Origin of the sequence: Delftia sp. WSY_10 (assembly GCF_043104705.1) — a bacterium.
GTDB classification, from domain to species: domain Bacteria; phylum Pseudomonadota; class Gammaproteobacteria; order Burkholderiales; family Burkholderiaceae_C; genus Comamonas; species Comamonas tsuruhatensis.
Window position 1 is genome coordinate 170,254 of sequence record NZ_JBICKY010000015.1, and the last position, 26,318, is coordinate 196,571.

At 69.3% G+C, this 26,318-nt stretch carries 25 protein-coding genes; 19 read left to right on the plus strand and 6 right to left on the minus strand.

Annotated elements, in window-relative coordinates; genetic code table 11:
- The first annotated feature begins 79 nt into the window (after positions 1-79).
- The 8 genes from ACF8ML_RS07140 (at position 80) to ACF8ML_RS07175 (ending at position 8,686) form a co-directional block, all read left to right on the plus strand.
- A complete protein-coding gene (locus tag ACF8ML_RS07140) occupies positions 80-1,630 on the plus strand; it encodes a sugar ABC transporter ATP-binding protein (RefSeq protein WP_392406781.1) in 1,551 nt (516 codons plus the stop codon).
- Between the two features lie 29 nt (positions 1,631-1,659).
- The gene (locus tag ACF8ML_RS07145; RefSeq protein WP_016449899.1) at positions 1,660-2,697 is read left to right on the plus strand and encodes an ABC transporter permease; all 1,038 of its coding nucleotides are present in this window, start codon (positions 1,660-1,662) and stop codon (positions 2,695-2,697) included.
- Between the two features lie 24 nt (positions 2,698-2,721).
- A complete protein-coding gene (locus ACF8ML_RS07150) occupies positions 2,722-3,669 on the plus strand; it encodes a sugar phosphate isomerase/epimerase family protein (protein ID WP_016452425.1) in 948 nt (315 codons plus the stop codon).
- On the plus strand, positions 3,666-4,487 hold the full coding sequence (locus ACF8ML_RS07155; protein WP_133073971.1) for a TIM barrel protein: 822 nt from the start codon (positions 3,666-3,668) through the stop codon (positions 4,485-4,487). Before ACF8ML_RS07150 ends, ACF8ML_RS07155 begins: the two co-directional genes overlap by 4 nt.
- A 14-nt stretch (positions 4,488-4,501) precedes the next feature.
- Complete coding sequence (locus ACF8ML_RS07160) at positions 4,502-5,515, plus strand: Gfo/Idh/MocA family oxidoreductase (RefSeq protein ID WP_392406783.1); 1,014 nt, start codon at positions 4,502-4,504, stop codon at positions 5,513-5,515.
- A gap of 24 nt (positions 5,516-5,539) precedes the next feature.
- Positions 5,540-6,472: a TIM barrel protein gene (locus ACF8ML_RS07165; protein WP_392406785.1), complete on the plus strand. Its 933-nt coding sequence runs from the start codon at positions 5,540-5,542 to the stop codon at positions 6,470-6,472.
- A 39-nt stretch (positions 6,473-6,511) separates the two neighbouring features.
- Positions 6,512-7,684 carry a Gfo/Idh/MocA family protein gene (locus tag ACF8ML_RS07170; protein WP_047327277.1) on the plus strand — a complete coding sequence of 391 codons (1,173 nt, stop codon included), beginning with the start codon at positions 6,512-6,514 and terminating at the stop codon, positions 7,682-7,684.
- A 120-nt stretch (positions 7,685-7,804) separates the two neighbouring features.
- Complete coding sequence (locus ACF8ML_RS07175) at positions 7,805-8,686, plus strand: MurR/RpiR family transcriptional regulator (protein WP_392406787.1); 882 nt, start codon at positions 7,805-7,807, stop codon at positions 8,684-8,686.
- An 83-nt stretch (positions 8,687-8,769) separates the two neighbouring features.
- Here the strand turns inward: ACF8ML_RS07175 and ACF8ML_RS07180 are convergent, their stop codons facing one another.
- The gene (locus ACF8ML_RS07180) at positions 8,770-10,098 is read right to left on the minus strand and encodes a dicarboxylate/amino acid:cation symporter (protein ID WP_043791482.1); all 1,329 of its coding nucleotides are present in this window, start codon (positions 10,096-10,098) and stop codon (positions 8,770-8,772) included.
- Positions 10,099-10,321: 223 nt separating this feature from the next.
- On the opposite strand from ACF8ML_RS07180, the gene ACF8ML_RS07185 reads away from it, so the two are divergent.
- Positions 10,322-12,973 (plus strand): hybrid sensor histidine kinase/response regulator, encoded by a 2,652-nt coding sequence (locus ACF8ML_RS07185; protein WP_209669611.1) that lies wholly within the window; start codon positions 10,322-10,324, stop codon positions 12,971-12,973.
- 26 nt (positions 12,974-12,999) lie between these two features.
- Here the strand turns inward: ACF8ML_RS07185 and ACF8ML_RS07190 are convergent, their stop codons facing one another.
- On the minus strand, positions 13,000-13,638 hold the full coding sequence (locus ACF8ML_RS07190; RefSeq protein ID WP_016449908.1) for a response regulator transcription factor: 639 nt from the start codon (positions 13,636-13,638) through the stop codon (positions 13,000-13,002).
- A gap of 528 nt (positions 13,639-14,166) precedes the next feature.
- On the opposite strand from ACF8ML_RS07190, the gene ACF8ML_RS07195 reads away from it, so the two are divergent.
- Entirely contained in the window at positions 14,167-15,195 is a 1,029-nt protein-coding gene (locus tag ACF8ML_RS07195; protein WP_209669613.1) for a porin, read from the plus strand.
- A gap of 236 nt (positions 15,196-15,431) precedes the next feature.
- Positions 15,432-15,596, plus strand: a complete 165-nt coding sequence (locus tag ACF8ML_RS07200; RefSeq protein WP_016449910.1) for a hypothetical protein — start codon at positions 15,432-15,434, stop codon at positions 15,594-15,596.
- A 59-nt stretch (positions 15,597-15,655) separates the two neighbouring features.
- Here the strand turns inward: ACF8ML_RS07200 and ACF8ML_RS07205 are convergent, their stop codons facing one another.
- The 4 genes from ACF8ML_RS07205 to ACF8ML_RS07220 all read right to left on the minus strand — a co-directional run bounded on the left by ACF8ML_RS07205 (position 15,656) and on the right by ACF8ML_RS07220 (position 18,809).
- The gene (locus ACF8ML_RS07205) at positions 15,656-16,414 is read right to left on the minus strand and encodes a hypothetical protein (RefSeq protein WP_209669615.1); all 759 of its coding nucleotides are present in this window, start codon (positions 16,412-16,414) and stop codon (positions 15,656-15,658) included.
- The gene (locus ACF8ML_RS07210) at positions 16,411-17,403 is read right to left on the minus strand and encodes an MlaD family protein (protein ID WP_013803088.1); all 993 of its coding nucleotides are present in this window, start codon (positions 17,401-17,403) and stop codon (positions 16,411-16,413) included. Before ACF8ML_RS07210 ends, ACF8ML_RS07205 begins: the two co-directional genes overlap by 4 nt.
- A 65-nt stretch (positions 17,404-17,468) precedes the next feature.
- Positions 17,469-18,272 (minus strand): ABC transporter permease, encoded by an 804-nt coding sequence (locus tag ACF8ML_RS07215; protein WP_012204765.1) that lies wholly within the window; start codon positions 18,270-18,272, stop codon positions 17,469-17,471.
- A gap of 72 nt (positions 18,273-18,344) precedes the next feature.
- The gene (locus tag ACF8ML_RS07220) at positions 18,345-18,809 is read right to left on the minus strand and encodes a Cd(II)/Pb(II)-responsive transcriptional regulator (RefSeq protein ID WP_016449912.1); all 465 of its coding nucleotides are present in this window, start codon (positions 18,807-18,809) and stop codon (positions 18,345-18,347) included.
- A gap of 39 nt (positions 18,810-18,848) precedes the next feature.
- On the opposite strand from ACF8ML_RS07220, the gene ACF8ML_RS07225 reads away from it, so the two are divergent.
- From ACF8ML_RS07225 to ACF8ML_RS07260, 8 genes are all read left to right on the plus strand, one after another.
- Positions 18,849-21,050 carry a heavy metal translocating P-type ATPase gene (locus ACF8ML_RS07225; RefSeq protein ID WP_209669617.1) on the plus strand — a complete coding sequence of 734 codons (2,202 nt, stop codon included), beginning with the start codon at positions 18,849-18,851 and terminating at the stop codon, positions 21,048-21,050.
- Positions 21,047-21,433 (plus strand): DUF3703 domain-containing protein, encoded by a 387-nt coding sequence (locus ACF8ML_RS07230; protein WP_016449914.1) that lies wholly within the window; start codon positions 21,047-21,049, stop codon positions 21,431-21,433. The genes ACF8ML_RS07225 and ACF8ML_RS07230 overlap by 4 nt, the downstream gene beginning before the upstream one ends.
- Before the next feature lie 48 nt (positions 21,434-21,481).
- Positions 21,482-21,940, plus strand: coding sequence for a hypothetical protein (locus ACF8ML_RS07235; RefSeq protein ID WP_313283331.1), 459 nt, complete (start codon positions 21,482-21,484; stop codon positions 21,938-21,940).
- Between the two features lie 121 nt (positions 21,941-22,061).
- Positions 22,062-22,421, plus strand: a complete 360-nt coding sequence (locus tag ACF8ML_RS07240; RefSeq protein WP_013803092.1) for a hypothetical protein — start codon at positions 22,062-22,064, stop codon at positions 22,419-22,421.
- Positions 22,418-23,866 (plus strand): TolC family protein, encoded by a 1,449-nt coding sequence (locus ACF8ML_RS07245; protein ID WP_016449916.1) that lies wholly within the window; start codon positions 22,418-22,420, stop codon positions 23,864-23,866. Before ACF8ML_RS07240 ends, ACF8ML_RS07245 begins: the two co-directional genes overlap by 4 nt.
- 1 nt (position 23,867) lies before the next feature.
- Positions 23,868-25,250, plus strand: a complete 1,383-nt coding sequence (locus tag ACF8ML_RS07250) for a copper oxidase (RefSeq protein WP_209669621.1) — start codon at positions 23,868-23,870, stop codon at positions 25,248-25,250.
- A gap of 20 nt (positions 25,251-25,270) precedes the next feature.
- Positions 25,271-25,762, plus strand: a complete 492-nt coding sequence (locus ACF8ML_RS07255; RefSeq protein WP_209669623.1) for a cupredoxin family protein — start codon at positions 25,271-25,273, stop codon at positions 25,760-25,762.
- A 34-nt stretch (positions 25,763-25,796) separates the two neighbouring features.
- A complete protein-coding gene (locus ACF8ML_RS07260) occupies positions 25,797-26,306 on the plus strand; it encodes a DUF411 domain-containing protein (protein WP_017404574.1) in 510 nt (169 codons plus the stop codon).
- The last annotated feature ends 12 nt before the right edge of the window (positions 26,307-26,318 follow it).

Here is a 26,318-nt window from a genome sequence, read left to right on the forward strand (position 1 = left end):
GCCGGCCTCGCCTGGTCCGCGTCGCCCCGTCACCCCCGCCCACGCCACCTCTTCACAACCTGTCCTCCAAGGAGTGCCCATGCCCACCGTCTCGCCGGGCAGGCCGCAGGCCGCCCCCTGGCCTGCAGCTTCCCCATCCCCTGCTGGCGACTGGCTTCTGGAAGTGCGTGGCGTGGGCAAGTCGTTTCCCGGCGTCGTGGCACTGGCCGATGTGCAGCTGCGCGTGCGCAGCGCCAGCGTGCATGCGCTGATGGGCGAGAACGGCGCCGGCAAATCCACGCTGATGAAGATCATTGCCGGCATGCATGCGCCCGACCAGGGCGAGATCCGCCTCAGGGGCAGACCCGTCACGCTGCACGGCCCGCTGGATGCGCTGCAGCAGGGCATTGCCATGATCCACCAGGAGCTGAACCTCATGCCCGGCATGAGCGTGGCCGAGAACATCTGGATTGGCCGCGAGCCGCTCAACCGCCTCGGCCTGGTCGACCACCGCCAGCTGCGCCAGCGCACGCAGGCGCTGTTCGACCGGCTGGCCATCGGCATCGATCCCGGGGCCGAGGTGCGCACGCTGACCGTGGCCAGCCGCCAGATGGTGGAGATCGCCAAGGCCGTGTCCTTCGACTCCGAGGTGCTGATCATGGACGAGCCCACCTCCGCGCTCACCGACAGGGAGGTGGAGCACCTGTTTCGCATCATCGGCCACCTGCGCAGCCAGGGCAAAGGCATCGTCTACATCACGCACAAGATGAACGAGCTGTTCGAGATCGCCGACGAGTTCTCGGTGTTCCGTGATGGCCGCTACATAGGCACGCATGCGGCCGCCGACGTCACGCGCGACGACATCATCCGCATGATGGTGGGGCGCGAGATCACACAGATGTTCCCCAAGCAGGACGTGGCCCTGGGCGACGTGGTGCTGTCCGTGGACGGGCTGGGCGTGCAGGGCGTGTTCAGCGGTCTGTGCTTCGAGCTGCGCGCCGGGGAAATCCTGGGCGTGGCCGGCCTCGTGGGCTCCGGGCGCTCCAATCTGGCCGAGGCGCTGTTCGGTGTGGTGCCCGCCACCAGCGGCGAGATCCGCATCGACGGCCGGCCGGTGAAGATCGACTCGCCCGCGCAGGCCATGCGGCACGGCATGGCCTTTCTCACCGAGGACCGCAAGGACACCGGCTGCTTCACGGGCCTGGACCTGCAGGCCAACATGGAGATGGCGGTACTGAGCAGCCGCCATGTGAAGTGCGGCTTCGTCGAGCGGGCTGCGCTGCGCCGCGACTGCGAGCACATGGCGCGCACGCTGCGCATCAAGTCGCCCGGCCTGCATGAACAGATACAGAACCTGTCGGGCGGCAACCAGCAAAAGCTGCTGATCGGCCGCTGGCTGCTGACGCGGCCCCGCATCCTCATCCTCGACGAGCCCACGCGCGGCATCGATGTCGGCGCCAAGGCCGAGATCCACCGCCTTGTCGGCACGCTGGCCGCCGAGGGCGCGGCCGTGCTGATGATTTCCTCGGAGATGCCCGAAGTGCTGGGCGTGAGCGACCGCATCCTGGTCATGCATGAGGGACGCATGACGGGCATCGTCGAGCGCAGGGACGCCGACCAGGTACGGATCATGGAACTGGCTTCCCGCTGAGCCGGGGACCCCAAGCGGAGACAGGCAAGATGAGCAATACCCCATCGATCTCGCAGGCCCCCTCCCCGCCCGGCCCGGGCACCGGCCCGCTGCACCGGGCCAGGCGGCCGCCGGAACTGAGCATCTTTCTGGTGCTGCTGGGCATTGCACTGTTCTTCGAGGCAGCCGGCTGGCTCACCGTGGGCCAGAGCTTTTTGCTCAACGCCGAGCGGCTGCAGATCATCGTGCTGCAGATGGCGGTGATCGGCATCATCGCCGTGGGCGTCAACCTCGTCATCATCACCGGCGGCATCGACCTGTCGTCGGGCTCGGTGGTGGCCGCCACCGCCGTGGTGTCCGCCAGCCTGGCACAGGTGTCCGACTTTCCGCGTGCCGTGTTCCCGCAGCTGACCGACCTGCCCGTGGTCTGGCCGGTGGCGGCCGGCATGTGCGTGGGCCTGATGGTCGGCCTGCTCAACGGCTCGCTGATCGCCTTCACGGGCATTCCGCCCTTCATCGCCACGCTGGGCACCATGGTGGCCGCACGCGGCTTTGCCAAGTGGTTCACCAACGGCACGCCCGTCTCCATGCTGACCGACGACTTCGCAGCGATCGGCTCCGGCGCCCATCCGGTGATCATCTTTCTGGTGCTCGCCGCCGTCTTCCACGTGGTGCTGCGCCATACGCGCTTCGGCAAATTCACCTATGCCATCGGCTCCAACCGCCAGGCAGCCGTGGTTTCGGGCATCAACGTGCAGCGGCATCTGGTCTGGGTCTACATGATTGCCGGCCTGCTCGGCGGCATCGCCGGCACGGTGACGGCGGCGCGGGCCATCTCGGGCCAGTCGGGCATGGGTGTCATGTACGAGCTCGATGCGATTGCCGCCGTGGTGATCGGCGGCACCTCGCTGGCCGGCGGCATGGGCCGCATCACCGGCACGGTGATCGGCGTGCTGATCCTGGGCGTCATGACCTCGGGCTTCACCTTCATCCGCATCGACGCCTACTACCAGGAGATGGTCAAGGGCGCCATCATCGTCGCGGCCGTGGTCGCCGACCAGTACCGCAACAAGAAGGCGCGGCGCTGACGGCGCGCCCTGCAGGCAGACACCATGAAAATCGCCCTCGATCCCTACATGATCCGGCACGAGCCGCTGGACCGGCTGCCGCAGGCCGTGGCCGAACTGGGCTATGCGCACATCGAGCTGTCGCCGCGCAGCGATTTCCTGGACTGGTGGGTGATGCCGCGCGCCACCAAGGAGCGCATGGCCGCATTCCGCCAGGCCATGCGCGCCAGCGGCGTGGCACTGGCATCGCTGCAGCCCATGTACCGCTGGGCCAGCCCGTTCGAGGACGAACGGCAATGGGCGATGCGCTGCTGGAAGAAGGCCATCGAGGTGGCCATCGAGATGGAGTGCGCGCTGATGGTCTCGGAGTTCGGCCGTGGAGCCTCGCCCGAGCGCTCGGTGAACGGTCCTGCCGGCGCGAATCCGAAGGAGATGTGCGAGGCCGCCTGGTTCCGCTCCATGGACGAGCTGCTGCCCATCCTGGAGCGCGAAGGCATCACGCTGTCCGTGGAGCCGCATCCGGAGGACTGGATAGAGCAGCTGCGGCCGGCCATGGACATCGTGAGGAACATGGGCTCGAAGGCGCTGCGGCTGTCCTATATCGCCCCGCACACCTTCCACTACGGCGGCGACATGGCCGCCATGCTGCGCGAAGCCGCGCCGCTGCTGGCCCATGTGCGCGTGGCCGACACCTTCGACCACAGGAAGAGCAGCCAGCTGCGCTACATCGTCAACCCGCCGGGCTCGCACCACATCCGCGTGCACCAGCACCTGGACATGGGACAGGGCGAGATCGACTGGGACCTGTTCTTCGGCACGCTGGGCAGCGCCGGCTTCGACGGCGTTCTGTCGTCCTGCGTGTTCGCCTGGGAAGAGCGTGCGGCCGAATCCAGCCGCTTCATGCGCCAACAGATACAGCAACAGCTGGAAAGGCATTTCCCGGACCGCTTTGCGCCCCTGACCACCGCTTCCCACCCGAGTCCCGGCCCATGACGAATCCCATCCATTTCGCCATCAACCGCATCAGCGCCTCTCGCATGCCGTTTGCCGGCTACCTGGCCATGTGCCGGCGCCTGGGCGTGTCGGCCATCGAGATCCGCAACGACCTGTCCCATGCCGAGACCTGCGACGGCACGGCGCCCGCCGCCATCCAGGCCGCGGCGCGGCAGGCCGGCATCACCATTGTGTCCATCAACGCGCTGTATCCCTTCGACGTTTTCGACGCCGGCCTGGAGCGCAAGGCGCGCGCGCTGGCGGCGTACGCGCGTGACTGCGGCGCCCGGGCCCTGGTCATGTGCCCGTTGAACGACAGGGCCGACCCGCGCACGCCCGGCCAGCGGCGGCGCGACCTGGTGCATGCCCTCAGGCAGCTGCGCCCCCTCCTCGATGGCCATGGCGTGCAGGGACTGGTCGAGCCCCTGGGCTTTGCCGAGTGCGCGCTGCGCCGCAAGTCCGATGCCGTCGAGGCGATCTACGGCGCAGCCGGCGAACGCCACTTCAGGCTGGTGCACGACAGCTTCCACCACTACCTGGCCGGCGAAGACATCTTCTTTCCCGACCTGACCGGGCTGGTGCATGTCTCGGGCGTCGAGGACCACCGGCTCGAAGACGGCCAGATGCGCGACGGCCACCGCGTGCTGGTCGGCGAAGGAGACCGCCTGGGCAACATCGCCCAGTTGCGAGAACTGCTCGATCGCGGCTATGGCGGCCCGGTCTCGTTCGAGCCGTTCGCGGCCCGGATCACGGACGCGGACAGCAACGAAGCCCTGCTGCGCCAGAGCATGGACTTCATCCGCCATTCATTGCTTTGAAAGAAGGGAACCATATGACGCTGCAGATCGGAGCCATAGGCTGCGGAGCCATCGGACAAGACCACATCCGCAGGATCTCCCGGGTGATGTCGGGCGCCCGGGTGGTGGCGGTGACAGACATCGATGCGCAGCAGGCGCGGGACGTGGTGGCCGGACATGATCCGGCCATCGAGATCATGGACAGCGGCCGGGCACTGATCGCTGCGCCACAGGTGCAGGCGGTGCTGGTCACCTCCTGGGGTCCCTCGCACGAGGAACTGGTGCTGGAGGCCATCGCCCACGGCAAGCCCGTGTTCTGTGAAAAGCCGCTGGCGGTGACCGCCGCAGGCTGCATGCGCATCGTGCAAGCGGAGGTGGCGCAGGGCCGGCGCCTGGTGCAGGTCGGCTTCATGCGCCCCTACGACGCGGGCTACCGTGCGCTGCGCCATGTCATCGCCGCCGGCGAGATTGGCGCGCCCCTGATGGTGCACTGCGCGCACCGCAATCCCACGGTGGCCGGGGGCTACACCACCAGCATGGCCATCACCGACACGCTGATCCACGAGCTCGATGTCCTGCGCTGGCTGCTGGACGACGACTACGCCAGCGCCCAGGTGGTGTTCCCCAGGAAGACGCGCCACGCACTGCCGCATCTGAACGATCCGCAGATCATCCTGCTGGAGACCGTGGGCGGTGTGCGCATCGACGTGGAGGTATTCGTCAACTGCCGGTACGGCTACGACATCCAGTGCGAAGTGGTGGGCGAGACGGGCATCGCGCGCCTGCCGGAGCCTGCGGCCGTGCCCATGAAGCGCGCGGCCAGCAGCTGCACGCCCCTGCTGACCGACTGGAAGCAGCGCTTCATCGCCGCCTACGACGCGGAGCTGCAGGCCTTCATCGACGGCGTGCGCGACCGGCAACTGACAGGTCCCTCGGCCTGGGACGGCTACGCCGCCGCAGTGGCCGCCGATGCCTGCCTGCTGGCGCAGTCCTCCGGCGCGATAGAGCGCATGGCGAGCGCAGCGCGCCCGGCGTTCTACCAGCCCTGAGCCCCTGACGCCATGACTGCGACCATGACAGCGACCCTGACCATTGGCTGCGCGCCCTGCTGCTGGGGCGTGGACAACGTGGACAACCCGCACCTGCCGCCCTGGCGCCAGGTGCTGGACGAGGCCTGCGAGGCGGGCTTTCGGGGCATGGAACTCGGCCCCTGCGGCTACATCCCGCTCGAGGCGGCCCTGGTACGCACGGAATTCACGCAGCGGCGCCTGTGCATCACCGCCGGTACGATCTTCGACGATCTCGTCTCGCCGGCCCGGCTGCCGCAGCTGCTGCGCCAGACTCGCGAGATCTGCGGACTCATCAGCCAGCTTCCCAGGCCGGCCGCTGCAGCCGGGCAACGCTACCCGGCGCCCTATCTCGTGGTGATGGACTGGGGCCACCCCGAGCGCGACTTCGAGGCCGGCCACCCGGACCGCGCCCCGCGCCTGTCCGATGCACGCTGGGCCGCCATGGTCGATCACATCCGCCAGATAGCGCACCTTGCCTGGAACGGCTTCGGCGTGCGCGCGGTGATCCATCCGCATGCGGGCGGCTACATCGAATTTGCCGACGAGATCGACCGCATCGCCGCCGACGTGCCGGCGCAGGCCGCCGGACTGTGCCTGGATACCGGCCACCTGCACTACAGCGGCATGGACCCGGCAAGCTGGCTGCGCCGGCATGCGGCACGGCTGGAATACGTGCATTTCAAGGACATAGACGCCCAGGTGTACGGGCAGGTGATGGGCGAGCGCATTGCGTTCTTCGACGCCTGCGCCCGGGGCGTGATGTGCCCCATCGGCCAAGGCGTGCTCGACTATCCGGCCATAGGCGCCACGCTACGGGAGATCGGCTATGCAGGCTGCATCACGGTGGAGCAGGAGCGCGACCCGCGCAATGCGGGTGCCAGCCTGCCCGACGTGGCCGCCAGCCGCGCCTTCCTGGCCCGCACAGGTTTTTGCTGAAGACGCTTTTGCTGAAGACGCAACACAAAGGTGGACACCATGATCGACGGAACCCTTCTGCCCGGCCGCCCGATTGCCTGGGGCATGGTCGGCGGCGGACACAACAGCCAGATCGGCCATGTGCACCGGTCGGCGGCGCTGCGCGACCACAATTTCCGGCTCGTGGCCGGGGCGTTCGACATCGATGCCGCGCGCGGGCGCCGGTTCGGCGAACAACTGGGCGTGGACGTGCAGCGCTGCTACGCCGACTACCGGGCGATGTTCGAGGCCGAGGCCGGCCGCCCGGACGGCATTCGCGCGGTATCCATCGCCACGCCCAACAACACCCATTTCGAGATCTGCAAGGCCGCCCTGCTCTCAGGCCTGCACGTGGTCTGCGAGAAACCGCTGTGCTTCACCACGGCCGAGGCCAAGGAGCTGCTGGAGCTGTCCCTTGCCAGGAACCGCATGGTCGGCGTGGCCTACGGCTATGCCGGCCACCCGCTCATCGCCCAGGCGCGCGAGATGATCGCGCGGGGCGAGCTGGGCGACATCCGCATCGTGCAGATGCAGTTCTCGCACGGCTTTCACAGCGAGGCGGTGGAGCAGTCCAGCCCCGCCGCGCGCTGGCGCATGGACCCGGCCTTTGCCGGCCCCAGCTATGTGCTGGGCGACATTGGCACGCATCCGCTGTACCTTTCCCAGGTGATGCTGCCGGGGCTGAAGATCGAGCGGCTGATGTGCAGCCGGCAGAGCTTCGTCAGCAGCCGCGCCCCGCTGGAGGACAACGCCTTCACCCTCATGCAGTACCAGGGCGGCGCCATGGGCTGCCTGTGGGCCTGCGCGGTCAACAGCGGCTCCATGCATGGGCACAAGCTGCGCGTCATCGGCGCCAGGGCCAGCCTCGAATGGTGGGACGAACACCCCAACCAGCTGCGCCACGAAGTCCAGGGCCAGCCGGCGCAGGTGCTCGATCGCGGCATGGGCTATCTGCACCCCGCCGCGCTGCAGGAAGACCGCATCAGCGCAGGCCATGCGGAAGGCCTGTTCGAGGCATGGTCCAACCTCTACCACCGCTTCGCGCTGGCCATGGAGGCCACGGACAGGCGCGATCGCGAGGCGCTGCAAACCATCCACCATCCGGACATCCACGCTGGCATCGAGGGCGTGCGCTGGGTGGAGAACTGCGTGCGCTCGGCCGATGCCGGTGGGATCTGGGTGGACTACTGCTAGGGAATGCCATGCCCCGCCTGGGCTGCCAGCGGCCCGGGACCCGGGGATCGCCATGGCATCATGGCCCATCCAGAAATCAGTCGATCCCTTGCCCCGGGATCGCCCACCGGCCCGCCTGCGATGAGCCCTTCCCCGCCGCCCCCCGCATCCGTGGAACGACTCCTGCAGCAGATTGCCCAGGAATACGATGGCCTGAGCCGGCAGCTCAAGGCCATTGCCCGCCACATCGAGGTCCACCGCGACCAGCTCGGCCTGCAAGGCATACAGTCCCTGGCCGCGCAATGTGGTGTGCAGCCCTCGGCCGTCGTACGGTTTGCCAAGCATTTCGGGCTCTCGGGTTTTTCCGAAATGCAGCGCCTGTTCCGCGAAGGCCTTGCCGAGCAGATCGCGCCGGGCCGCGCCTATGAGCTGCGCGTGCGCGACATGGTCGAGGCCGGCCCCGCCGCCCTGGAGCCTGTGCAGATTGCCGACGAATTCCTCAAAGGCGGCATGGCCGGCATGCAACAGCTGCGCCAGAACCTGGACGGTCAGGCATTCGACCGGGCGGTGGAGTTGCTGGCCGGCACGCAGGCGATCTGGATCGCCGGCTCGCGCCGCTCGTTTCCCGTGGCCGTGTATCTGGAATATGCGCTGCAACACACCGACAAGCGCATAGGCCTGTTCAGCGCGCTGGGCAGCATGCAGCAGGGGCAGATCCGGTCGGTGCGCAGCGGCGACGTGATGATCGCCATTTCCTTCATGCCCTATGCGGACGAAACCGTGCAGGTGGCGCAGTGGGCCAGGCAGCGCAGCGCCCACCTGATCGCCATGACCGACAGCCGCATGAGCCCCATTGCGCGCGAGGCCGAGGCGGCCCTGATCGTGCAGGACAGCGCCACCTTCGGCTTTCGCGCGCTGACGGCGGCCATGGGGCTGGCGCAAAGCCTTTTCGTGGCCCTGGCCTACCGGCTGGAGCTGTCGCTGCGCTCGTCAGCCGCGCCCGGCAGCTTGGCAGGCGAGTAGACAAAGCAAAGCGCCACCCTGGGGTGGCGCAGCGGTGGGGCAGGCAGGGGCCGTTGCCGGCCCTTGCCCTGGCCAGGGCGTTCTCAGGCCTTGGCCACGGCGGCCTCGGAAGGCAGGGCCTGCACAGGCTCTCCGTCCAGGGCGGCGTTGAGCTTGCTGTAGTCCAGCTCGTTTTCCCAGCGCGAGACCACCACGGTGGCCACGGCGTTGCCCATGAAGTTCGTCAGCGAGCGGCACTCGCTCATGAAGCGGTCCACGCCCAGGATCAGGGCCATGCCCGCCACGGGCACCTCGGGCACCACGGCCAGCGTGGCGGCCAGCGTGATGAAGCCCGCGCCGGTCACGCCGGCAGCGCCCTTGGAGCTGAGCATGGCCACCAGCAGCAGCGCGATCTCGTGGCCCAGGGTCAGGTGGGTGTTGGTGGCCTGGGCGATGAACAGCGCGGCCAGCGTCATGTAGATGTTGGTGCCGTCCAGGTTGAAGGAGTAGCCCGTGGGAACGACCAGGCCCACGACGGACTTGCCGCAGCCGGCGCGCTCCATCTTCTGCATCAGCGAAGGCAGGGCCGATTCCGAGGACGAGGTGCCCAGCACCAGCAGCAGCTCGGCCTTCAGGTAGCGTGCCAGCTTGAGCACCGAGAAGCCGCACAGCCGCGCCACGAAGCCCAGCACCACGACCACGAAGAGCAGCGAGGTGATGTAGAACGAGCCCACCAGCCAGGCCAGGTTGACCAGCGAACCCAGTCCGAACTTGCCGATGGTGAAGGCGATGGCGCCGAAGGCGCCCAGCGGCGCAGCCTTCATCAGGATGCCGACCAGCTTGAACACGGGGGCCGTCAGCGCCTCCAGGAAGTTGAGCACGGGCTTGCCGGCGTCGCCGACCATGGCCAGCGAGATGCCGAACAGCACGGCCACGAACAGCACCTGCAGGATGTTGTCGCCCACGAAGGGGCTGACCAGCGTCTTGGGGATGATGTCCATGGCAAAGCCGGTGAGCGTCAGCTCATGCGACTTGGCCACATAGCCCTTGACGGCGGCCTGGTCCAGGTCGGCCGGGTTGATGTTCATGCCCGCGCCAGGCTGCACCACGTGCGCCACCACCATGCCGACCACCAGGGCCAGCGTGGAGAAGAACAGGAAGTAGGCCATGGCCTTGAGGAACACCCGGCCCACCGTGCGCAGGTGCGTCATGCCCGCAATGCCGGTGACGATGGTCAGGAAGATCACCGGCGCGATGATCATCTTCACCAGCTTGATGAAGGCGTCGCCCAGCGGCTTGAACTGCTCGGCGTACTGGGGCTCGAAGTGGCCGAGCAGCACGCCCGCCACGATGGCGACCACCACCTGGAAATACAGCTGGCGGTAGAAGGGCAGCCGCTCGGGGCTGGCGGCGTGGGTGGGGACGGCATGCATGGTGCGGCTCCGGCAGGATTTCTGTGGGGTTGACGCACCACCGAGGTGCGGCAAGTTGCGGGAAGGTGCAGGTTGTACCGCTGGCATCCTCCGGCGCCGATAACCTATTGGTATTAGGCGCAGGCGCTCTCCCAGGGAGAATGGACGCAGAATCAGGGTAATCCCCAACCCCTTCCCGTCCCTGGAAGGCACCAAGCTGGCGCCCAATCGGGCCCAGACCACCATGCCCCAACCCGTTCGACGCCCTTCACGCCGCTCCTTCTGGACCCTGCTGCTGCTGTTCGGCGGCATGCTCGCCTGCATGCTGCTGGCCGGGGAGCTGGTCTATCACCGCGCCCTGCGCGGCGAGGCCGAAAGCGTGCAGCGCCAGCTCAGCCTCTACGCCCAGGCCCTGGGCCAGCGCATAGACCGCTACCGCACCCTGCCCGAGGTGCTGGCGCTGGATGCGCAGCTGCGCGCCGCCCTCACCCACCCGCTGTCTCCCGCCGAGGTCGATGCCCTCAACCGCAAGCTGGAGCAGGCCAACGGCGCCAGCCAGTCGTCCACGCTGACCCTGATCGACCGCCACGGCACGGCCCTGGCCGCCAGCAACTGGCGCGAGACGCGCAGCAACGTGGGCGTGGACTACAGCTTCAGGCCCTATGTGCAGCAGGCGCTGTCGCGCGGCAGCGGGCGCTTCTACGGCATTGGCCTGACCACGGGCGTGCCGGGTTACTTCCTGTCGCAGGCCATCCTGGACGAGCACAACGCCGTCGCGGGCCTGGTGGTGATCAAGATCGCGCTGCTGGAGCTGGAGCGCGAATGGCTGCAGACGCCTGACGTGGTCATGGCCTCGGACGAGCACGGCGTGGTCTTCCTGGCCAGCCAGTCCGACTGGCGCTACCGCCTGCTGTCACCCCTGAGCCCCGCCGACGAGGCGGACCTGGCCGCCACGCGCCAGTACATCGACCAGGAACTGCACCCCATGCGCTACCGGGTGCGCCAGGGCCTGGAGCAAGGCAGCCGCCTGGTGCAGATGCAGGAACCCGCCCTGCCCGGCACCACGCTGTGGCAGACCCTGCCCCTGCCCGGCAGCGACTGGCAGTTGCACCTGCTGCATGACACGCAGGCCAGTACCGTGGCCAGCCGCTGGGCGGCGGCGGCCGCGGCGGGGGGCTGGCTGGCCCTGGGCATGCTGGTGCTGTTCGTGCGCCAGCGCAGGCGGCTGGCCGCGCTGCGCCTGCGCAGCCGCCTGGAGCTGGAAACCGTGCTGCGCCAGCATGCCCAGGAGCTGCGCACGGCCCAGGACGGCATCGTCCAGGCCGCGCGCCAGGCCGACACGGGACTGAGCCGCAGCCTGGAGCACCTGCCCCAGGGCGTGGTGGTGATCGATGCCGACCTCAACCTGGTGGCCTGGAACTCGCGCTACGTGGAGCTGTTCCGCTTTCCCTCCGAACTGCTGCGCACGGGCCAGCCCATAGAGAACCTGTTTCGGTACAACGCCCGGCGCGGCCTGCTGGGGCCCGGCCCCATCGAGGAGGCCATCCACCGGCGGCTGCAGCATCTGCGCAGCGGCAGCCCGCACCTGCGCGAAAGCACCAAGGACGACGGCACGGTGCTGGAGATCCGCGGCAACCCGCTGCCCGACGGCGGCTTCGTCACCAGCTATGCCGACATCACCAGCTACAAGAACGCCGCGCGCGAGCTGCGCTCGCTGGCCGATGCGCTGGAGCAGCGCATTGCCGAGCGCACGCGCGACCTGGCCGAGGCCAAGCGCGAGGCCGAGCAGGCCAACCGCTACAAGACCCGTTTCGTGGCCGCTGCCGTGCATGACCTGCTGCAGCCTCTGAACGCCGCGCGCATGTTCAGCTCCCTGCTGCGCAGCCATCTGCATGACGAGGCGGGCCGCCACGTGGCCGACAGCATCGACGGCGCCCTGGCCGCGCAGGACGCCATCCTGGGCAGCCTGCTGGACATCTCGCGCATGGAATCGGGCCAGTTGGAGGTGCGCGTGCGCGACTTCGCGCTGGGCCCGCTGCTGCAGGTCATGCGCCACAACTTCGGCATCCTGGCCGAAAGCCGGGGCCTGCGCCTGAGCGCGGTGGACACGCGCTGCGTGGTGCGCAGCGACGAGGCCCTGCTGCGCCGCATCCTGCAGAACTTCCTGTCCAACGCCATACGCTACACGCGCCAGGGCCGCATCGTCATCGGCTGCCGGCGCCAGGGCCAGCAGTTGCGCATCGAGGTGCACGACCAGGGACCGGGCATTCCCGAGAGCCTGCAGCACGAGATCTTCGAGGAATTCCGCCGCCTGGACGAGGGCCATGGCGACGACCGTGGCGCCGGGCTGGGCCTGGCCATCGTCGAGCGCCTGGGCCGGCTGCTGGGCCATGAGATCGGCCTGCGCTCGCAACTGGGCCGGGGCAGCGTGTTCTGGGTCTGCGTGCCGCTGGGCGACCCGGGCGCCGTGCCGCAGATCGCCGCAAGCGCGCAGACCGGCGACCCGGACCAGGATGCACCGCTGCAGGGCATGAACGCCTGGTATGTGGAGGACGATCCCCAGTCCTGCACCGCCATGCGCGCCCTGCTGCAGCGCTGGGGCTGCAGCGTGCCGCTGGCCGGCGGCCCGGCCGAGGCGCTGGCGCTGGCCGCGCCCGGCGAAGCGCCGCAACTGGTGCTGCTCGATGTGCGCCTGGGCCAGTTGCACGGCCCCGATGTCTACGCGCAGCTGTGCCAGCGCTGGGGCCAGTCGCCGCCCGTGATCCTGGTCACGGCCGAGCGCGACAGCATGCTGCGCCGCCAGGCGGCCGAGCGCGGCTGGGGCTTTCTGGCCAAGCCCGTGCGCCCGCCCGCACTGCGTGCGCTCATGAGCCAGATGCTGCTGCGCCACCGGTAGGGACACGGCACGCCGCGGCATGGAGTTCAGGCCGTGCCGTCGTTCTCCAGGCTCTTGACCAGCACGGCAGCCTGCGTGCGGCTGTAGCACTCCAGCTTCTTGAGAATGGCCGTCACATGCACCTTGACGGTGTTCTCGGCCAGCCCCAGTTCATGGGCGATCTGTTTGTTGAGCAGGCCGTCGGCCAGGCACAGCAGCACGCGGAACTGCTGGGGCGTGAGCTGGGCCAGCCGCGCGGCCAGCGCGGCGTCGGCCTCGGAGCGCTCGGCGGCCATGGGCGGGAACCAGCTGCCGCCGTCCAGCACTTCCTGCAGGGCCGTGCCTATGGCCTCGGCCGGCGCCGATTTCGGAATGAAGCCCGCGGCACCGAACTGCTGGGCACGGCGGATCACGCGCGGATGGTCGTTGGATGAGATCACCACCACCGGAATGTCGGGGTACTCGCCGCGCACATGCAGCAGCGCGGAGAAGCCGCGCGCGCCCGGCATGGCCAGGTCCAGCAGCACCAGTTCGATCTCGGGGTGCTGCTGCAGCGCCGCCCCCAGGGTCGCAGCGCTTGCGGCCTCCAGCACGGCGAACTGCGGCAGGGCCTCGCGCAGCACATGGATCACCGCAGCGCGGAACAGCGGGTGGTCATCGGCAACGAGCAAGGTGGATTCGGACATGGGCGCGAGTCTGACACGTCTGCAAACACATGCCCGGCTCATGGACCCCCGTGGAGGCCGGTGGCCGGGTTGCAGGCTGGCACGCCGTTTGCAATCAGTTGCAGCCACCGGCCTGGCAACAGGCGGAAATCTTCCTCCAACCGACGAACAAGGAGCCCTGAATTGACCTTTGAGCCCTCTTGCAAGGACCTGCTGCACAGGCCTGGTGCCCCGGCCCCAACCCAGTGCACGGCAGCGTTCAAGCCGCGAGAGTGCAAAACACAAATTAAGTTTCGTCATAACTGTGTCAAAGACACCACTTTCTGGCCGGTGCAATGGCTGGGATGCGTTGTAATACGCGGCTTAGCCAGTCTGGACTGCCTCGCGCGCGCGCCGCAAAGGCACGCCGACACCGGCCGGACCCTGATGCGAAAACGCCACTGTCCCAGGTTTGCCACATAGCCCGCCCAGGGCGTTTGCCTCATCGTCTGCCCCGGTCACAGCACTGGCCAACCGTTTCCACTATCCAACAATGAAAGACTCCTCAACATGAAACGTTCCTTCATCGCACTGGCCGCTGCACTGGCCTGCGCCGGCGCAGCACACGCCCAAAGCTCGGTCCAGCTGACAGGCCTGGTGGACGCCTATGCCGGCTCCATGCGCATGGCTGGCGACGCCAGCGGCAAGGGCGTCGTGGGTTCGGGCGGCATGACCACCTCCTGGTGGGGCATGAAGGGCCAGGAAGACCTGGGCGGCGGCCTGAAGGTCGATTTCCAGCTGACGGCCTTCATGCGCGTGGACACCGGCAGCCCCGGCCGCTTCGACGGCGACCCGTACTTCTCGCGCGATGCCAACGTCGGCCTGTCCGGCGGCTTCGGCACGGTGCGCCTGGGCCGCGGCATGGCGCCCAACTTCCTGCCCACCATCCTGACCAACCCCTTCGGCGACTCCTTCACCATCTCCCCGCTGGTGCTGCACGCCAACGTGGGCACGGCAGCCTGGGGCTCGGCCAACCTGACCACGCCGTCGGACACCGGCTGGAGCAACCAGATCGTCTACAGCACGCCCAAGTTCGGCGGCCTGCAGGCCAACGTCCACTACCAGTTCGGTGAAAAGGGCGGCGACTCCGGCAAGAAGAACATCGGCGTGAACGCCATGTACTTCGGCGGCCCGCTGAGCCTGGTGGCCTTCTACGAACGCGCCCAGATCAGCAACCCCGTGAGCCTGGCCGTCATGCCCACCAAGACCGACTGGATGCTGGGCGGCACCTACAACTTCGAAGTGGCCAAGCTGTACGCGACCTACGGCCAGGCCAAGGTCAAGGACCTGGACCGCAAGAACAGCACCTACTCGCTGGGCCTGGACGTGCCCGTGAGCAGCGCCGGCACCATCAAGGCAGCCCTGGCCCGCACCAAGGCCGAGATCGGCGCCGTGGACTCCACGCGCACCACGGCCAGCCTGGGCTACGACCACTACATGTCCAAGCGCACCGATGTGTACACCGTGCTGATGCACGACCGCATCACGGACCTGAAGTCGGGCACCAGCCTGATCGCGGGTATCCGCCACCGTTTCTGAGGCGACGCCTGGCCTGCCAGCACGGGCCGGGGACTTACGTCCCGAACTTTCAGCGAGGCCCTGCCTCGCTTTTTTTTCGGCCTTCTGAAGATCGATAGGGAATTTCTCCCACCGCTTTTTTCACGAACGTCAAGAGAGAAAGCGATTGTCCGACAGCCACGCTGCGCAATCCGGTGTGCAATGGAGTCCAGGCCCAGCCCCATGCTCTGCCTGCGCTGCCAGACAGGAGGTGCACCATGCGCAGACCCAGCCCCTTCGGACGTCATCCCTTCATTGCCTTCACCGCCACGGTATTGCTTGCCGTCGCCGCCAGCGTTGCCACCTTGTGGCTGGACAGCGCCGCCCCGGCCGCAGACACCTTGCTGCAAAAAGACCCGGGCGCCCTGCTGTCGTCGATGTAGACCCTGCAAGCGCCTGCAAATGCCTGCCCAGCGCCATCCCTTGCGGACTGGCGCTGTTTTCATTTGCCGGCCGATGTGCCGGTTGATGTACCTGCCGATGCGCCCCCACCGCTGGCCGTCTTCTCCAGCAGCGCCAGCCTGCGCCTGACGGCCTGGGCCTTGTCCACCTCGCCCGCCTGATCATGGGCCCTGGCCTGCAGCTGCAGCCAGGCCATCACCGCACGGCGCCAGCCCTGGGCCGAGGCGGTCTCGGCACCCAGCTCCAGCAACTGCGGCTGTGCCGCCCCCGCCCGCAAGGCCGCGCCGGCCGCCACCAGCCGGGGCAGCGGCTCCTTGATGGCGCCCACGGCAGCCAGCGCCGAGGCAGGCGCACCCAGCAACGCCTGCGCCACGGGGCGCTGTAGTTCCGGCAATAGCGCAATGTCTTCGGGCCGGGGCCTGCCTTGCAAATAGCGCGCATAGGCGGCCTCGGCTGGCGCCGCGTCAAGCGCCAGCGCCTGGTAGCCGGGGCAGTCGTCCCAATCGAGACTGGCCACCTGGGCCGCGCAGCGCATCAGCTCCAGACGCGCGGCCAGGTCGGTGCGGCCCGTGGCGGCCACTTCGGCGCGGGCCTTGTCCCATTCCAGGGCCTGCACGCGCTGGCGGCCTTCCAGGTAGGCGGTGGAGGCGCGCTGGGACGCAGATTCGGCATTCAGCGCCCAGTCCGGTGCGGGCGGGCGGCTGCTGCAGCCGGCCAGCACCACGGTCAGCACGGCGCCGGCGGCGGCATGGCGCGCCAGGAGGGTTGCGGCAGAAAGTTTCTTGGCGGCAGCACTCATGGCAGCTTCAACTCCGGTTGATGGGCAAACGGCCACTTGCGCTGCAGGTCGGCCAGCACGCCTTCGAGGCGGCGCAGGTTGCCCTCCACCTCGGCGCGCAGGGCGCCCAGGTCGGCCGTGGCCTCGCGCGCATTGGAGCCCACGGCCTGGGCCTCGGCCAGCACGGCGTCCACCTTGCCCAGCGTGCGGCGCGTGTCGGCCAGCAGGCCGTTGAGCTGCACCACGGTGGAACGCACCTCGGGCATGACGCCGCCGGCGTCGAACACCTGGCTGTCGGCCCGCGCCACCATGCGCTCCATGCGGGCCAGCGTGGCATTGGCGCGGTCCAGCAGGGCCGTGACCTTGCGCGCCTCCTGCTCGCTGCCCATGACCACGCCCAGCACGCCGCCCGGCCCCTGGGCCCGGCCGGCCAGGCCCCGCAGCTCGGTCAGCGACCCGCCCAGGGCCGAGTCCGGTGCGGTGAGCTGGGCGATGTTGCCCAGCACTTCCTTGGCCGTGGACATGATCTGCGGCAGCTCGGCCGTGGCATCGCCGCGCAGCACGGGGCGCACGGCCTCGTCGGGCAGCGGCGGATCGCTGAGGATGCCGCTGTAGGCCTTGATGGTGGTGCCGCCCACCAACCCCTTGACCAGGGTGAAGACGCTGGACTCGCGCAGCCAGTGCGCATCCTTGCGCGGCACGTCGATGAGGATGCGCACATTGCCGTCCTCGGCCAGCTCGATGCGGCGCACGCGCCCGATCGGAAAGCCCGAGAAAGTCATGTCCATGCCCACGCTCACGCCCTCAGAGTCGTCGGCCGTGAGCACCAGGCGCTGCGTGGCGTCGAACACGCCGCGCGAGTACAGCAGGTACAGGGCCGATCCAAGAATCAGCACCAGCGTGAACAGCAGCAGGCCCGCCGCCTTGGCGCGCAGGTGCGCCACGGGCTTGAGGGCCTCGATTTCCTCGCCGTCCCAGGGGTCTGGCGGCGTGCGCCGCGTATCGGTCATGGCATTCCTTGTTCTGGCACGGGCCTTGCCGTGCATGTGGGGTTCGTGGAGTTCAGCGGGCGTGCTCAGTAGTAGTTGCCCATGAGCGAGATCACCTCGATCACCAGCAGCACGGCAAACATGCGCGCAAAGCCGCCCAACGCCGCGCCGCCGAGCCGGTGGCGCCGCAGCGGCGCATACAGGCCGGAAGCCATGGGCATGATGGCCACGGTGAGGCTGAAGAACCAGGTCTTGAGCACGAAGACCAGGGTCACGGCCGGCGTGAAGATCTGGCCGAAGATGCGCGTGTAGCCGGGCAGGCCCGCCAGCGTGAAGCCATAGACGCTCAGGTAGACGGTGACCAGGGCCACCACGCAGCTGAGCACGGCCAGCGTGACCGAGGCAAACACGCCACCGGCGGCGCGCGGCACCAGGGCCATGCGCAGCGGGTCGGAGCCGCGCTCCTGCCAGGCCTGGAGCTGGCCCCGTGCGCGCAGCTGCGCAATCAGCGTGCCGTTGGGAATGGTGCAGCGCATGGCCACGAACAGCGCGGCCGTCAGCGGGATCAGCTCGATCACCAGCACGCGCACCACCATCTCCAGCGCATAGCGCGACAGCCCATAGCTCAGCGCCGTGACGATGACGATGCGCGTGATGACCGCGCACAGCAGGGCCGCAAGCGCCGTGAAACCCAGCAGGATGGGGCCGGTCTGCACATAGATCTGGTGCGCCATGGCACGCCGCGCGCCGCGCCGGTAGCTGGAAGGGGACATGGCCAGCACCAGCAGCACGGCGCCCAGGTAGACGCTGCGCCACCAGGCCAGCGCATGGTCGCGCAGCGCCGCCCAGATGCGGTCGGGAAGGGACAGGGCTGCGTGGCTGAGGCTCATCGGGCGATGATAGCGAGCCGTACCGGGACGGTCCGTCGGACGCCGGCGCAAGACAGGCAGCCGCGGACGGCGCTACACATGGCGCTTGGCGCCGGTGCTGCCCAGGGCGGGTGCCAGCGGTTCGTCGGCCTGGGCGTGCAAGGCCTCGATCAGATGGCAGTAGCTGGCCGACCCGTCGCACTGGCTGCGCAGCTGCATCAGCTCATGCTCCAGCGCGCGCAGCTCGGCCAGGCGCTCGCGCACATGGCCCAGGTGGGCATCCAGGGTTTCGTTGGCGGCCACGCAGTCGGCCTTGCTGGCACCGTCCAGCGCCAGCAGGGTGCGCACCTCGTCCAGCGACATGTCCATGGCGCGGCACAGGCGGATGAAGCGCAGCCGGTGCACATCGCTGTCGCTGTACAGCCGGTACTGGTTGTCCTCGCGCACGCCCGCGCTCAGCAGCCTTTCCTTCTCGTAGTAGCGGATGTTGGCGGCGGCCACGCCGGAACGCTTGGCCGCCTCGCCGATGCGCCAGCGCGCAGATTCATGCTGTGACATGCTTGACCTTGAAGTGACTTCACCGTTTCCAATGCTCGCATGAACTCCAATCGCCTGCCAAGCCCTCAGGGCAACGAGGCCCTGAAAGCCTTCCCAGCCCATTCCACGCCCGCCTCGACTTCGCCGTCTTCCGCCTGCGGCACCGATTGCTGCGCGCCCTTCACCATCACCCAGCCCACGCCGGCCCGCAAGAAGGCCCATGGCCACTCGCATGCGCATGGCGAGGGCCACGATCACGCCCACGCCCGTGACCACGACCATGACCACGGTCACGACGAGAGCGATCCCCATGCCGGCCATGACCACAGCGTGCTGCCCGGCTGGCCGCGCATCACGGCCGCGCTGATTGCAGCCGTGCTGGCCGAAGCCGCCCACTGGTTCAGCGGTTCCCAGGGCGGCGTGCCGGCCCTGCAATACGGCGGCATGGCCGTGGCCGTGCTGGCCATTGCCCTGTCGGGCCTGGGCGTCTACAAGGCCGGCATCCGCGACGTGCTGCGCCTGAAGCTGGGCATCCATGCGCTGATGGCCATTGCCGTCACGGGTGCCTTCGCCATCGGCCAGTGGCCCGAGGCCGCCATGGTCATGGCCCTGTACGCCGCGGCAGAGCGCATCGAGGACCAGGCCATGGACCGCGCGCGCAATGCCATCCGCAGCCTGCTGCAGATGGCGCCCGAGACGGCCGACGTGCTCCAGCCCGATGGCAGCGTGCAGCGCGTGGCGGCCGCCGACGTGGCACTGGACGCCACCGTGCGCGTGGCCCCCGGCGCGCGCGTGCCGCTGGACGGCGTGGTCCTGCGCGGCCAAAGCTCGGTCAACCAGGCGCCCATCACCGGAGAAAGCGCCCTGGCCGACAAGGCCCCGGGCGACGAGCTCTACGCCGGCAGCATCAACCAGGATGGCGAGCTGCAGATGCGCGTCACCTCGGCGGCCAATGACAGCCTGATTGCGCGCATCGTCCATGCCGTGGAGCAGGCCCAGGCCTCCAAGGCACCCACCCAGCGCTTTGTCGATCGCTTTGCCGCCGTCTACACGCCCATCGTGCTGGTGCTGGCCATTGCGCTGGCGGTGCTGGCGCCGCTGGTCATGGACTGGAGCTGGCATGACGCGGCCTACCAGGCCCTGGCCCTGCTGGTCATCTCCTGCCCCTGCGCCCTGGTGCTGTCCACCCCCGTCACGGTGGTCAGCGCGCTGACGGCGGCTGCACGCCGCGGCCTGCTGATCAAGGGAGGCCAGGCGCTGGAATCGGCGCGCAAGCTGCGCGCCATTGCCCTGGACAAGACCGGCACGCTGACCACGGGCAGCCCGAAGCTGGTCGAATGGAAGTCCTGGGGCGAAGAGGATGCAGCCCGGGACGCCGCCCCTGGCCCCGCCCTGCCCGCCGCGCGCGCCCTGGCCCTGGCCGGCCGCTCGGACCACCCGGTCTCGCGCGCCATTGCTTCCGGCCTCCAGGCCGATGCCGCCGTGGCCGCGCGGGCCTCGGTCAGCAAGCTGCTGGCCCTGCCCGGCCGTGGCGTGCAGGCCGAGATCGACGGCCAGCTCTGGACCCTGGCCAACCTGCGCTGGGTGCAGGAGCAAGGCTGGGACAGCGCCGCGCTGCGCGCCAGCCTGGCGATGCACGAAGCCCAGGGCCGCACCGTGACCCTGCTGGCCGACAGCAGCGGCGTGCGGGCCCTGTTCGCCGTGGCCGACCCGCTGCGGCCCCAGGCCCGCGAGGCCATGGCACGCCTGCAGGCCCTGGGCGTGCAGCCCGTGGTGCTCAGCGGCGACAACACGGCCACCGTGCGCTCCATCGCTGCCGAAGCCGGCATCCAGGATGCGCGCGGCGGCCTGCTGCCCCAGGACAAGCTCGACGCACTGGCCGAGCTGCAACGCACACGAGGCCCCACCGCCATGACGGGCGACGGCATCAACGACGCACCGGCGCTGGCCCAGGCCGATATCGGCTTTGCCATGGGCGGCATGCACAGCACGGGCATGGCCATGGAAACCGCCGATGTGGTGCTGATGAACGACGACCTGCGCCGCCTGCCCGAGGTGGTGGAGCTGTCGCGCAGCGCCCACGCCGTGCTCTGGCAGAACATCGCCCTGTCGCTGGGCGTCAAGCTGGTGTTCTTCGCGCTGGCCCTGGCCGGCAACGCCAGCATGTGGCTGGCTGTGCTCGCCGACATGGGCGTGAGCCTGCTGGTGGTCGGCAACGGCCTGCGGCTGCGCCGCTGGGGCAGCGACAGGGAGGCGGCATGACCGACGCCCAGCGCCGCGCCGCCTTCACCCACCTGCTGCACAGCTTCCGTTCAAGCCAGGACCAGGCGCCCGCACAGCGCTGGCTGCTGCTGGAGGCCAGCCATGTGCTGGGCCAGCAGCTGCTGGGCCTGCACTGGCGATCCCACTGCTGGATGCTGCGCCACGCGCTGCAGCTGCGCGACGGCAGGGAGGTCGCCGGCCAGCTGCTGCGCCTGGCCCTGGTGCCCGCAGGCCATCTGCTGGACCGGCTGCCGCGCGGCAACACCGGCCGCACCACGGTGCCGGCCACCCTGCCCATGGACATGCCACCCGCCATATCGGCGCTGATCGCCGAGGCACTGCGCACCACGCGCCGCCCGCCCGGGCAGAGGGCCCGCACCTGAGGAACTTCGTGGCACCGTCCGGTATCATCCATGCCTATGCGTCGCCCCTTGTCCATTGTCCTGGTCTTGCTGCTGGTCCTGCGTGGCCTGCTGGGCGATGCCATGGCCATGGGGGCGGCTCCGGTGATGGGCGTCCCGGCTCCGGCCGTCGCATTGGCGTCGGACTCCGCACTCCACCACCATGCGCCGGAGATAGCGCAGACGCCGGACAGCCATGAACGGCATCCGGCACACGCCACGGAGCAGCCCTCTCACCCCTCGCATACGTCGCACGCCGAGCACAGTGCAGACTGCTCCCCCCAGGCCGGCAGCCCTGCGGGCGGCGGCTGCGGCGAGCATGAACACGGCCCCGCCTGCACCCTGTGCGGCATCTGCCATTCGGCCCTTTTCACCCCTGGCCAGATCGGCTCGGACGGCGCTGCGCCGTCCGCCGCACTGCGCCCCCAAGGCAGCACGCGCTTTGCCAGCGCGGCCAAGCTGCAGGCCATCAAGCCACCCATTTCCTGAAGCCTGACGCCCGAAGTGCGTCCGCGCCATCCCTGCCGCCCCTCCATGGGCAGCCCGCTTGCGGGCATGGCGGGGCGTCTGGCGGCGGATGCGCTGTCCGTTTCGCATTCAGGAGAACACCATGCGCCGTGCGCATTTTCTCGTCCCCCTTATCCAATTCGGGCTGGCGGCCCTTGCCGCATCCAGTCCCGCTGCCTGGGCCCAAGCCCATGACGGCAGCCACCCCCCGGCCTCTTCCTCCGCAGGCCTGACAGGCGCCATCGATCCGGCTGCGGCCAGCCTGCCGCTGCGCCATGCCGCGCTGCCGGCCAGTGGCGCCGTGGAAACCGAGCTGACCGACTGGCGCCAGGCCAATGCGGCCGTGGCCGAGTTTCCCAACGGCCATATGGACATCCTGCGCTGGGAAGCCGCCCAGGGCGGCCGATCCACGCCTGCGCCGTCCCCGCACGGCTCTCACATGCAGCACGGAGGCCGGCCATGAAGCGCACCCTCTTCGCCCCCACCCGGCTGGTCGGCGCCATGGCTGCCGTGCTGGTCCTGGCCGGCTGCGCCAGCATCTCGCCTGACGGCCTGCGCGGCGCGGTCCAGTCCCATACCGCCAGCCGCCTGCCGGACGGCGCCCAGCTGCCGCCAACCGATCTGCAGGCCCGCGACGCGGCGCAGCATCGCATCGACGAGTGGCTGCGCCAGCCGCTGGACATGGACCAGTCCGTGCGCATCGCACTGTTCAACAACCCCGGCCTGCAGGCACGCCTGGCACAACTGGGCGTGCAGGATGCAGACCGCGTGCAGGCCCTGACGCTGCCCAACCCCACGCTGACCCTGGGCCGCATGGTCAACAGCGACGAGCGCGAGATCGAGCGCCAGCTGAGCTTTGGCCTGGTCAGCCTGATCACCCTGCCCTGGCGCAGCCGCTGGCAGGGCATGCAGATGGAACAGGCCACGCTGACTGCCGCGCAGGACGTGCTGCGGCTGGCCGCCGACACGCGCCGCGCTTGGCTGCGCGCCGTGGCCGCACGCCAGCAGCTGGCGTCCAGCGAGCGCATGCACGAGGCGGCCGAGGCCGGTGCCGAGCTGGCGCGGCGCATGGCCCGCGTGGGCAACTTCAGCCGGCTGCAGCAGGCGCGCGAGCTCAGCATCCAGCAGGACACCGCAGCGCAGCTGGCGCGTGCGCGCCTGGCCGCCACGGCCGAGCATGAGCAACTGGCCCGACTGATGGGCCTGTGGGGACGGCGCATCGATTTCAAGCTGCCCGACCAGTTGCCCGCCATCCCGCAGGCCGCCACGCAGTTGCGCGCCGGGGACGATGCCGAGGCCACCGCGCTGCGCGAGCGCCTGGACCTGCGCGCCCTGCGCCGCGACCTGGACCATCTGGGCGAGCGCCGGGGCTGGGCGCGCGCCGGCGCCATCTTCGGCGACATCGGCCTGGGCTACAGCCGCAACACCGCCACGGACCGGGCCACTGGCCACAGTGATGTGACACGCGGCTGGGAGATCGACCTGCCCCTGCCGCTGTTCGACTGGGGCGGCGCTGCCAGCGGCCGCGCGCGCGCCGAGCTGCAGCGCAGCGCGGCCCAGCTGCAGCAAGGCGCCATCCAGGCGCGCGCCGAGGCGCGCAGCAGCTGGATGCGCTACCGCACGGCCTGGGACCTGGCCCACCAGCAGCAGGCCGAGGTGCTGCCGCTGCGCCGCTTCATCCAGGACGAAACCATGCTTCGCTACAACGGCATGTTCGTCAGCGTCTGGCAATTGCTGGCCGAGGCCCGCAGCAGCGCCCAGGCCGTGGCCACCGCCACCGATGCACAGCGCGACTTCTGGCTGGCAGAGACCGACCTGCAGCTGGCACTGACCGGCACGTCGCCGGGAGCCATCCAGGCTGCCGCCAGCGCTGCCGCGCCCACCCCCACCAACGAAGCGAGCCACTGACATGAACCGCCGCAATTTCTTCACCGGCGCCGCCGTGGCCGCCGTCTCCAGTGCCGCCGTCAGCCGCGTGGCCCTGGCCGCCCTGCCCGAGGCAGCGACCCAGTCCTCGGCCGAAACCGCCGCCCCGCTGGCCCCGCCCAACGGCCGCCCCTACCGCCCCGTGGTCACGCTCAACGGCTGGACCACCCCCTGGCGCATGAACGCAGGCGTCAAGGAATTCCACCTGGTGGCCGAGCCCGTGGTGCGCGAGGTGGCACCGGGCTTCTTCGTCAACATGTGGGGCTACAACGGCCAGAGCCCGGGACCGACCATCGAGGTGGTGGAAGGCGACCAGGTCCGCATCTTCGTGACCAACCGCCTGCCCGAGCACACCACCGTGCACTGGCACGGCCAGCGCCTGCCCAACGGCATGGACGGCGTGGGCGGCCTGACCCAGCCGCACATCCCGCCCGGCAAGACCTTTGTCTACGAGTTCACGGCGCGCCGTCCCGGCACCTTCATGTACCACCCGCATGCCGACGAGATGGTGCAGATGGCCATGGGAATGATGGGCCTGTGGATCACGCACCCGAAGGCGGCGCACCCGCAGATCGCCGAGGTCCAGCGCGACTACGCCTTCCTGCTGTCGGCCTACGACGTGGAGCCCGGCTCCATGACCCCACGCGTGGCCGAGATGACGGACTTCAACATCTGGACCTTCAACAGCCGGGTGTTCCCCGCCATCAGCCCCGTCGTCGCCCGGCGCGGCGACCGCGTGCGCCTGCGCGTGGGCAACCTGACCATGACCAACCACCCCATCCACGTGCATGGCCACGAATTCGAGGTCACGGGCACCGACGGCGGCCCCGTGCCCCGGTCCGCACGCTGGCCCGAGGTGACCACGGACGTGGCCGTGGGCCAGATGCGGCAGGTGGAGTTCATCGCCGACGAGCTGGGCGACTGGGCCCTGCACTGCCACAAGAGCCACCACACCATGGGCGCCATGGGCCACGACACGCCGACCATGATCGGCGTGGACCACCGGGGCCTGGTCGGCAAGATCCAGAAGATCGTGCCCGACTACATGGTCATGGGCGAGCGCGGCATGGGCGACATGGCCGCCATGGAGATGCCGCTGCCCGACAACACCTTCCCGATGATGACGGGCACGGGCCCCTTCGGCCCCCTCGAGATGGGCGGCATGTTCACCACCCTCAAGGTGCGCGAGCAGCTGGGCGCCAACGACTACGGCGACCCGGGCTGGTTCAACCACCCCAAGGGCAGCGTGGCCTATGAATGGAAGGGGCCGGCGGCCGAAGCCTCCGCACCGCGCCAGACCACGCCCGGCCAGTCCCCCGGCGCGCCCAGCGTGCGCAAGCCCGGTGCGGGCCATGAGCACCACTGATGCTATCCAAGGAGTCCCTCATGAACACCTTTGCCCTCCTCCTCGCCACCGCACTGCTCGCCGGCCCCGCTGCCGTCTTCGCCCATGGCAGCGAAACCCACGATGAAGCTCCCAAGGCCGCCGCGGTCAAGGAGCAAAAGCCCTGGGGCATTGCCGGCGATGCCTCGGCCGCCCGGCGCACCATCACCCTGGACATGAGCGACAACATGCGCTTCACACCAGAGCGCATCAGCGTCAGGCGCGGCGAGACGGTGCGCCTGCGCGTGGCCAACAAGGGCCAGGTCATGCACGAGATCGTGCTGGGCACGCCGGCCTCGCTGGACGAGCACGCGCAGATGATGCTCAAGTTCCCCACCATGGAGCACGGCGAGCCCTACATGGCCCATGTCTCGCCCGGCCAATCCGGCGACCTGGTCTGGAATTTCAACCGCGAAGGCAGCTTCGACTTTGCCTGCCTCATCCCCGGCCACTACCAGGCCGGCATGCGCGGAACCATCACGGTGACGCAATGAGCGCGCCACTTCTTCCCCCCTTCAGGAGCACCCCATGAAACATGAACGCATGGCATCCGCCCACCCGCGCCGCAGTGCGCTGCGCCGCATGGCCCTGGCCTGCACGGCATTCGCCGCCCCTTCGCTGTGGGCGGCCGCACCCACGGCCCGCATCCCGGTGGAGGTCTGGAAGGACCCCAACTGCGGCTGCTGCCAGGACTGGGTGGTGCACATGGAGCACAACGGCTTTGCCGTCACCGTGCACGACACCGGCAACAGCGCCGTGCGCGCCAGGCTGGGCATTCCGGCGCGCCTGGGGTCCTGCCACACGGCCCTGGTCGAAGGCTATGCGCTCGAAGGCCATGTGCCTGCGGCCGACGTGCACAAGCTGCTCAAGCAAAAGCCCAAGGCGGTAGGCATTGCCGTGCCCGGCATGCCCGTGGGCAGCCCTGGCATGGACGGCCCCGAGTACGGCGGCCGCAAGGACCCCTACGAGGTGCTGCTCATCACCAAGAACCTCATGAACAGCGACGTTTCCACCCGCACCTTCACCAGCTACCGCTGAACCCCGGAGCAC

Bases quoted from the DNA above. Each gene is read 5' to 3' on its own strand.
- ACF8ML_RS07155 (WP_133073971.1), top strand. From the start codon at position 3,666: ATGACGAATCCCATCCATTTCGCCATCAACCGCATCAGCGCCTCTCGC.
- ACF8ML_RS07190 (WP_016449908.1), bottom strand. From the start codon at position 13,638: ATGTCCGAATCCACCTTGCTCGTTGCCGATGACCACCCGCTGTTCCGC.
- ACF8ML_RS07185 (WP_209669611.1), top strand. From the start codon at position 10,322: ATGCCCCAACCCGTTCGACGCCCTTCACGCCGCTCCTTCTGGACCCTG.
- ACF8ML_RS07225 (WP_209669617.1), top strand. From the start codon at position 18,849: ATGAACTCCAATCGCCTGCCAAGCCCTCAGGGCAACGAGGCCCTGAAA.
- ACF8ML_RS07260 (WP_017404574.1), top strand. From the start codon at position 25,797: ATGAAACATGAACGCATGGCATCCGCCCACCCGCGCCGCAGTGCGCTG.
- ACF8ML_RS07230 (WP_016449914.1), top strand. From the start codon at position 21,047: ATGACCGACGCCCAGCGCCGCGCCGCCTTCACCCACCTGCTGCACAGC.
- ACF8ML_RS07140 (WP_392406781.1), top strand. From the start codon at position 80: ATGCCCACCGTCTCGCCGGGCAGGCCGCAGGCCGCCCCCTGGCCTGCA.
- ACF8ML_RS07175 (WP_392406787.1), top strand. From the start codon at position 7,805: ATGAGCCCTTCCCCGCCGCCCCCCGCATCCGTGGAACGACTCCTGCAG.
- ACF8ML_RS07150 (WP_016452425.1), top strand. From the start codon at position 2,722: ATGAAAATCGCCCTCGATCCCTACATGATCCGGCACGAGCCGCTGGAC.
- ACF8ML_RS07255 (WP_209669623.1), top strand. From the start codon at position 25,271: ATGAACACCTTTGCCCTCCTCCTCGCCACCGCACTGCTCGCCGGCCCC.
- ACF8ML_RS07200 (WP_016449910.1), top strand. From the start codon at position 15,432: ATGCGCAGACCCAGCCCCTTCGGACGTCATCCCTTCATTGCCTTCACC.
- ACF8ML_RS07180 (WP_043791482.1), bottom strand. From the start codon at position 10,098: ATGCATGCCGTCCCCACCCACGCCGCCAGCCCCGAGCGGCTGCCCTTC.
- ACF8ML_RS07195 (WP_209669613.1), top strand. From the start codon at position 14,167: ATGAAACGTTCCTTCATCGCACTGGCCGCTGCACTGGCCTGCGCCGGC.
- ACF8ML_RS07210 (WP_013803088.1), bottom strand. From the start codon at position 17,403: ATGACCGATACGCGGCGCACGCCGCCAGACCCCTGGGACGGCGAGGAA.
- ACF8ML_RS07240 (WP_013803092.1), top strand. From the start codon at position 22,062: ATGCGCCGTGCGCATTTTCTCGTCCCCCTTATCCAATTCGGGCTGGCG.
- ACF8ML_RS07215 (WP_012204765.1), bottom strand. From the start codon at position 18,272: ATGAGCCTCAGCCACGCAGCCCTGTCCCTTCCCGACCGCATCTGGGCG.
- ACF8ML_RS07205 (WP_209669615.1), bottom strand. From the start codon at position 16,414: ATGAGTGCTGCCGCCAAGAAACTTTCTGCCGCAACCCTCCTGGCGCGC.
- ACF8ML_RS07145 (WP_016449899.1), top strand. From the start codon at position 1,660: ATGAGCAATACCCCATCGATCTCGCAGGCCCCCTCCCCGCCCGGCCCG.
- ACF8ML_RS07245 (WP_016449916.1), top strand. From the start codon at position 22,418: ATGAAGCGCACCCTCTTCGCCCCCACCCGGCTGGTCGGCGCCATGGCT.
- ACF8ML_RS07250 (WP_209669621.1), top strand. From the start codon at position 23,868: ATGAACCGCCGCAATTTCTTCACCGGCGCCGCCGTGGCCGCCGTCTCC.
- ACF8ML_RS07170 (WP_047327277.1), top strand. From the start codon at position 6,512: ATGATCGACGGAACCCTTCTGCCCGGCCGCCCGATTGCCTGGGGCATG.
- ACF8ML_RS07165 (WP_392406785.1), top strand. From the start codon at position 5,540: ATGACAGCGACCCTGACCATTGGCTGCGCGCCCTGCTGCTGGGGCGTG.
- ACF8ML_RS07160 (WP_392406783.1), top strand. From the start codon at position 4,502: ATGACGCTGCAGATCGGAGCCATAGGCTGCGGAGCCATCGGACAAGAC.
- ACF8ML_RS07220 (WP_016449912.1), bottom strand. From the start codon at position 18,809: ATGTCACAGCATGAATCTGCGCGCTGGCGCATCGGCGAGGCGGCCAAG.